Raw genomic sequence first — 7,393 nt, forward strand, 5'->3', positions numbered from 1 at the left:
TAAAGTTTAAAGTGATTGAAATGGATAAAAAAAGAGTAATCATAATTGGTATAATAATTGCTATTATAGCTATTGTAGGTAGTATTGCTTATTTAACATATGTTGCGGATTATACTTATGAAGATGACAGGATAAGTATATCTGTTCCTGCTCAAACAAAATTTACTATTAATGCAACTCATGATGATTATTGGACTTTTGTTAATTATGAGTCTAATGATAAAAATAATATTAGTATAAAAATATGTAAATTGGACTCTAATCAAAATATTAGCTTTCTAGGAATTCCTTTAGATGTATTTGGAATGACTAAATCAGCAACTATTCTAGAATTAACTGAAAATCAAAGTTATAAAGCTGTTAATATCACTGAAAATTACACAGTTTATTATAATAGTGAAAAAAATAAATATATTGCATTAATATTTGATGCAAATAAGCAGACAATTGTCATAATTTCTTGTGATAATAGTTCTGAACTTATTAATAAGTTAGCTAGCTCTTTTATATTAAAAACATTCACTACAACTGGATTGAAAATAGTAACCATTGATAATAATTTTACTTCTGCGGACACAAACACCAGTACAAGTGATAATACTTATAAAAGTGAAAAAAGTGATAAAAGCAAGTACGATCGTTATGTTGAAGATGCTATGAATGATCCTAGGGGTGATGGTACTAAAGATACAGCTATGTCTGAAGAAGAATTTTATGAATCAGGCCAAGATAAATACTACTAAAATCTTTAACATTTTTAATATTTATCCTCTAACCTCTCTTTTTAAAAATAGTATTCATTCTTGCTATATTATTGTATGATTAATATAGAAAATTATAATAATAAAAAATGCATATTATTGTATGGATTAAATATTGAATGATGATTTATAAAAGTAATTTTATCTAATTAACAGATAAAAGGAAAAGAAGTTTTGGAATATATAAAACAGATAGTTTAAAATTTAATAGGAGATTTATCATGGGAATATATGATGATCCTTCCCGAAGAACTGAATCAGCATATAACTTTAAAGGTAATCCTGATTATCTTAAAAATAAATTCATTCTTAAATGGTGGAGTGAAAAACATAATAACCTAATAAAAAAAGAAATTCTTGAAAAACAATGGATGTTTCCATGGGATATTTCAGATAAAATTGTAAAATTAACTGGGGAAGAAATTATTAACAAATGGCGAGAAGAAGATCCTATTTGTAGACAATATGCATGGTATAATATTATAATGTATTTTGCTATTTCTAAAGCTGAAGATTTAAATTTAACAAAGTTAATAAGAACACCACAAATAAAAGAATGTCCTTTATGTAGTGAAAAATTTAGTGAAGACTCTTTACCATATCCTTTAGTTAAAATTCTGGGAATAGACAATTTAGATTTTTGTACAATATGTTTAAATAAAAGCATATTTTATGAAGGTCAAAATAATATTTCTAAAAAGAGAATATTAGAATATATCATTGAATTAAAGGATATTATAAATAAAATACCTTCACAAAGTGATGGTACAAGATATCCTCCATTATATAGCTTATCTGTTGAAGAAAAAATAATTATTTTGAAACTTTTAAAAGGAAAACCATCAATTAAAGTAATTAAAAAGAAATTTGGGTCTTGGTTCAATGCTCTTGTAGAATCTGGCATTTTAAATGATGATGCTCAAAAAATGAGTAGAGGTATAAAATGTTTAGCTGAAGATGGGGATGTTTGTTTATCTTTAGGGGAGAAAACAATTGACGATTTATTATATTCTTTAGGAATCGAACATGAAAAAGAGCCAAAATATCCAGAAAAAAATTATAGAGCCGACTTTTTAGTTAATAATATATTTATTGAATATTTTGGTTTACAAGGAAATCCAGCTTATGATGAAAAAACAAAATTAAAAAAGAAAATTTGTAAAAAACATGGCATTAAACTCCTAGAATTGTATTCAAAAGATTTAGAAAACTCTAAAAAACTTGAAAAAAAGATTTTAAAAGCAATAAATTAGCAATTAACCTATATGCGATCTTATTATAAATAAAAAAGAAATTTTAAAGTATATTGAATAATATATTACTTTTAATGAGATAGAATAAGTATAACATAAATAACACTTGCAATAATTAATTAACAGATAAAGGAAAAGGATTTTTAGAGTTATATGCAAACTAAATTATAATAATGTATAAAAAAATATTAATTATTTTAGCATTATAATATTATTAAAAGTTATTAGTTTTGTGTTTTTAAAGATAATTTTTAGTCTTTATTTATCTCTACCTAAATTATTTATTCTAGATTCTCCTAACTTTGGACTCATATTTTCGCTCCAAACCATTCTACTTAATTTTATTTTCAAGCTTTTATCTTCATTTTTATTTAAAATATCTTCATAAGACTTTAGTCCATTTACAGTAATTTTCAATGACCTAATAGTTCCTTCAAATGGATATAGGTCTATTGCATTTTTTCCAAATTTTTTTAAAAGCCAAATATGTTCTTGTAATTTTCCTTTTTGAATATTGAGTATACTATCTAATAAATCATCATCTAAGAATGTTGAATACATCTTTAATTTTTCGTTTAATTCTTCATCTAAATTTTTAAATTCAAAATTTAAATATTCTAACCATGTAATTTTTTTATCTCTACCATTTTTATCTCTACCAATAAATATGGGTGCTTCACTTTTTACATCCAAATATTTAACTTGTTCAAAAAAATCGGATGAAAAAAGGCTAGAAATTGTTGCAGTATCTTTAGGCAATTTTTTAGAAGATGCTTTATAAATTTTTGATAATATATTTATATATTCTAATATTATTTTATTAAATTGTTTAATAGCTAATTTTTTTTTATTTTTTTTATCTCTTTTTTCTTTTGATTTTAAAATATAGTCAAAAATAAGAAATATGAATATAGCACCAATAATTTCAGTTGATAAGTTCATCAAAAAATTTTTAATTTCAGTATTATTTGTAAGAAAATATACAATACCTAAAATAGATAATGTAATGATAACAATAATTATTATAAATAAATTGGTATTTTTCTTTAAATTCAATTTTTTAAACATAATTCACTTTTTGTATATTATCATTTAATAATATTTTTTAATAATCATTACCTCTATATTATATATGGTTGTATGATTAATATAGAAAATTATAATAATAAAAAATACTGATAATTGTATATAAATATTATTAAGTTAAACAAGGAATTTTATCAAATTAAAATTTAAAAAGGGTTTTCTAATGGTTGATGTGCATATAACAGATAATGATAAATATTTTATCAAAAATTATATGAAAAATGAGTATGTGAATGATCTTATTTATGAGAAAGATAATAAACATTATTTAAAAAAATTTAAAGATTGTTCAAATGAATTGACGGATGAAGAAATACTTGAAGAAATTTCAATTCTTAGAGCATTATTTTACTTAGATGAAAATAACAGAATCCCTTTTAAAAAAAAGCCAAACATAAGAATTGATGGAAAAACAAAAGAATCAAGATCTGCAATATATGTTGAAGGTTTGAGCATTGAAGGTGGATGTAGTGCACTAGATGAAAAATTAAGGATTATTATTACTCCTAAACCTAAGTTTAAAGTTAAAAATTTAGAAGATAGAAATATTAGATATATAATGATTCTTTTCAGCGAAATTAATAGCACAAACTTATTAATAATGCTTCGAAAGATTAAAGAAGCTTTGGATGATTATGATGGAAATAAATATTATAAGTATGTTAATATCACTAAAAATGAATGGATCGACATTAAAACAACATTAAATCAGAGTAAATCAAAATCATCTGCTCACAATACTAAAAAAGAAAAATATGGGAAAATTGAAAAAAAAATATTGTCTGACAATGCAATTTTAAATTATTTTAGAAGAATTATTAAATATTATATTATTGAAGATAGAGGTTTTAGTGAAATAGAATTTTTAGATTAATTAGGATTATTAATGCCTACAAAACAATTTATAAAAAATTAAACAAGGTATTTATCAAATTAGCAGATAAAAAGGAAAAAAAGTTTTAATATATTGAATAAATATTTTATATAATTATTACTTTTCATTATCTAGGATTACTTATAATAATATATTAGAGATATATTTTATTTGGTGATTTCTATGAAAAAAGATATTAGGGAATTTATTTATTTAGATATTGAAAGATTAAAATCTATATTTTCGCAAGTTGAAGAAGGATTACTTGAAAGAGAAACAAAAACAAAGGGAAATGACACACAACTGAGTGGGGAAGTTGGTACTGGAAAAGTTTTAGAATTTTTAGGATTGGATGCAAAGGGAGCAGTTGATTTATTAATGAAAAATCAGGAAACCGAAACAAGAACTCTTCATGATCATATGTACAATTATATTGAAAAAAAGTTAATTGAGGAAGAATTAATTATTAAAATCCATGAATCAGAAGATATAGAAAAATATTGGAAAAAAGGTAAGCTCAATGAGAAATTAGATGATAAATCATTCATATTAGTAAAAGGTAAAGTAAAAATTGAAGATTACAATAATTTTATTAAAATGACAAAAAATATCAATGAACTTCAAACTGCTTTAGGCGTGATAACTTCACCCAATATGCCTCCTTTAGATTATAAAATTAAACAATGGGATGTAATAGAGCAACAAATGGAAATTAATGGAAAATTATTAAATAAAAGTTATCTTAAGGGGCTACTTTTTGTTTTAGAAAATTTTTATAGGAATAGGATAACTATTAAATCCATGCCTTTTTCAAAAAATGTCGATTTAAATTTCATAGGGAACATTAATATAAATTTTTTAAGAGAAAGTATCGAAAGCATAATATTTAAGTATGGTTTGTCTCCTGTTTCTGAATGGTACGTTTTTGGGCAAATATCTACAATTTTTCCTGAAAACTATGATCCTGATAATGAGATAAAAGATACAAAATACAAAAGAATTACTAATAATTATGATAAAATCACTTCGATTACAAATTTATACGAAAATTTTGAAGATATTGAAACTGAAAATATGAAAATTTGGAATAGTTTAGGTTTAACCAAGGATGATTTTTATCAAATAAAGTCAAAATCTTTAGAAGTGGCATTTGAAAATGTTTTTAAATCATTTGATGGAGTTTATCGTGAAAATGGAGTAAAATTCCCATCAGTTACTTTTTCGCCAATTGCAATTTATAGAAATTAAAACAACCTTAAATCATCAATATTGAAAAACGGACTTGGCGAGATTTGAACTCGCGCTCTAACGATTAAGAGTCGTTTGCCTTATCCAAATTAGGCTAAAAGCTCTTATATTGTATATTATGTAAAATTAGTATTTTTTAAAATAAAATGTGTTTAACGGGCTTGGTGGGATTTGAACCCTCGATCTTTAGATTTTTTGAAAAATTTTATATATTCTAAAATGAATATTTAGTGTTTGAATAATTGGAGGTTGTAATTATGGATTCGGGGACTGCTCTTTTAAAAGTTATGTTTTATTTGCTTTTATTTTTTATTTTTTATTTAATTATGTGGTTTGGTAGGGGTTTTATTGGGAAATTTTTGGATAAAATATCTCCTTTGCCATATTTACGAGAAAGAGGTAATTACAAATTTAGAAATGCTCAAGAAGAGGTAACTTCTCAAGGCAGGATATTGTTTCTTTTTTTAAATTTTAGTGTTTATTATCTTCTATTTCTTCTAGTATTTGGATTTGATTATTTTATGATAATATTTCCAGTATTTTTCCCATCATTGATGCTTGCACTTAGAACTCGCACTTTCAGTGATGATAATATTTTACCTGAAACAGGAATAGGTTATAATTTTATTCAAAGTTATGTATTATCTTTTTTAGGTTCTTTAGGTTTTTTGATGTTAGTTCCTGCATTTTTTTCTAGTGAAGTTCATTTAGACTTGGGGGTTATTGTTTTGATTTTAAGTTTGATTTCTTCTTTGGTTCCTTTATTTCCAGATTATTTTAATAGATTTATACCTTATGATGTTAGAACTAAAAAGGGGCAGAATGTTTTTCGAATAATTAGCATTTCATTGATTATTCTATTGTTTGTATTTATGTATAGCTACTTAGTATTAATATTACAGATACCAATATCTGAATTATTACCTCCTAGACTTGGAGGAACATAATCATATAAAATTTTTCAAAATAAAAAATCTAATAAACGGACTTGGAGGGATTTGTACCCTTGATCTTAAGATTTTTTTTATAATATTTTGTGTCCTGGCAAAAGTCCAAATCATTAAGCCAAAAATTTCTTAAAATCATTTGTTTAGGAAATGAAGAAAATTTTTTTCTTCTAAAATAACTTTATACCCCACGGGGTAAACTTAAATTGTTTTATATTTTTCATGCAATTTTGAAACAGCTTTCATTAAAAGTGTAGCTTTATAGGATAACTCGCACAATAATATTTTTCTATCACAATCAGTTATTTTATTTAAATCAATTAAATAGTCGAAATAAATGCGTTTATGAGTGTTGTTTCCTTCAGAATATTTTAATATTTCTTTAATTTCTTCTTCTAGAAAAGTAATATTGTTTTTATCTTTTAAGTATTCAAAAAAATCATAGTCAGAATCTATTGTTATACCTATTGATAATCCAAGATCATTTTGCTGTTTTAATCTTATAGCATAATTATTAAAAACATCTTCAATTCCAAAACGGAACCCAAAATTATATTTACTTGGATAAGGCCCCCATTTTATTAATTTTTTGTATTTTTTTTCTATTTCTTTTTGTAAATCGATACTTAACTCTTCAACAATATCTTTTTCTTTTTTAGTTAATTTAGGCATAATCTAACTCCTTTTTTATTAAATTTATATACTATATTTTATCTGAATAATCATTTTTTTATTTTTATAATATAATTTACTGAGCTTTATCTAATATTTTATATTAGTATATTTATATAATTATTTAACTAATTTAATAATTACTTAAATAATATTTATTAATTGAAATAGGAAAATAAGTTTTAAAATAAATTGTTATGAAATAATTTATATTATTGAGACAATTATTATTATTGGAGCTTATCTATTTATATAGTTATTATATAAAATCATCTAAATATTATAAAAAAACTATTAAATTAGATTTTGATAATATTGATGATTTAGAAGGCCATAAAAGAGTTTTAAAAAAGATTAAAAATAATTATTAATTTTATTTATTTAATATATGGGATTATTTTTTTATAACTTTTGGTTTTAATCTTGAAAATTCTCCATCCCTCAATCTTTAGATTAGGAATATTTAGTGTTTTTATTTTATTTTTAAATTTCATTTCTTTAATCTTTTTATTTTACTTATTTTTTAAATTTTAGCTATTATAACTTTTATAT

The 7,393-nt window shown here is 22.9% G+C and carries 7 protein-coding genes and 1 tRNA gene; 5 read left to right on the forward strand and 3 right to left on the reverse strand.

The genetic code is table 11. The features are described 5' to 3' along the window. Positions 1 to 20: 20 nt before the first annotated feature. Both Q0087_RS04225 and Q0087_RS04230 read left to right on the forward strand, forming a co-directional pair. Positions 21 to 743 carry a hypothetical protein gene (locus Q0087_RS04225; RefSeq protein WP_297898430.1) on the forward strand — a complete coding sequence of 241 codons (723 nt, stop codon included), beginning with the start codon at positions 21 to 23 and terminating at the stop codon, positions 741 to 743. 239 nt (positions 744 to 982) lie between these two features. Continuing rightward, positions 983 to 2,014, forward strand: coding sequence for a homing endonuclease associated repeat-containing protein (locus Q0087_RS04230; RefSeq protein ID WP_297898431.1), 1,032 nt, complete (start codon positions 983 to 985; stop codon positions 2,012 to 2,014). Positions 2,015 to 2,272: 258 nt separating this feature from the next. Here Q0087_RS04230 and Q0087_RS04235 read toward each other — a convergent pair whose 3' ends face one another. After that, on the reverse strand, positions 2,273 to 3,082 hold the full coding sequence (locus Q0087_RS04235; RefSeq protein WP_297898432.1) for a hypothetical protein: 810 nt from the start codon (positions 3,080 to 3,082) through the stop codon (positions 2,273 to 2,275). 181 nt (positions 3,083 to 3,263) lie between these two features. Between Q0087_RS04235 and Q0087_RS04240 the strand changes: the two genes are divergently transcribed. Both Q0087_RS04240 and Q0087_RS04245 read left to right on the forward strand, forming a co-directional pair. Beyond that, positions 3,264 to 3,974, forward strand: coding sequence for a hypothetical protein (locus Q0087_RS04240; protein ID WP_297898433.1), 711 nt, complete (start codon positions 3,264 to 3,266; stop codon positions 3,972 to 3,974). A gap of 183 nt (positions 3,975 to 4,157) precedes the next feature. Next, a complete protein-coding gene (locus Q0087_RS04245) occupies positions 4,158 to 5,222 on the forward strand; it encodes a hypothetical protein (RefSeq protein WP_297898434.1) in 1,065 nt (354 codons plus the stop codon). A 29-nt stretch (positions 5,223 to 5,251) separates the two neighbouring features. Here Q0087_RS04245 and Q0087_RS04250 read toward each other — a convergent pair. Next, positions 5,252 to 5,326, reverse strand: a tRNA-Lys gene (locus Q0087_RS04250). 153 nt (positions 5,327 to 5,479) lie between these two features. On the opposite strand from Q0087_RS04250, the gene Q0087_RS04255 reads away from it, so the two are divergent. Then, positions 5,480 to 6,169, forward strand: coding sequence for a hypothetical protein (locus Q0087_RS04255; protein ID WP_297898435.1), 690 nt, complete (start codon positions 5,480 to 5,482; stop codon positions 6,167 to 6,169). A gap of 201 nt (positions 6,170 to 6,370) precedes the next feature. Here Q0087_RS04255 and Q0087_RS04260 read toward each other — a convergent pair whose 3' ends face one another. Further along, entirely contained in the window at positions 6,371 to 6,841 is a 471-nt protein-coding gene (locus Q0087_RS04260) for a hypothetical protein (RefSeq protein ID WP_297898436.1), read from the reverse strand. Positions 6,842 to 7,393 lie beyond the last annotated feature (552 nt).

This window comes from uncultured Methanobrevibacter sp. (genome assembly GCF_937881195.1).
Taxonomy (GTDB): Archaea; Methanobacteriota; Methanobacteria; order Methanobacteriales; family Methanobacteriaceae; genus Methanobinarius.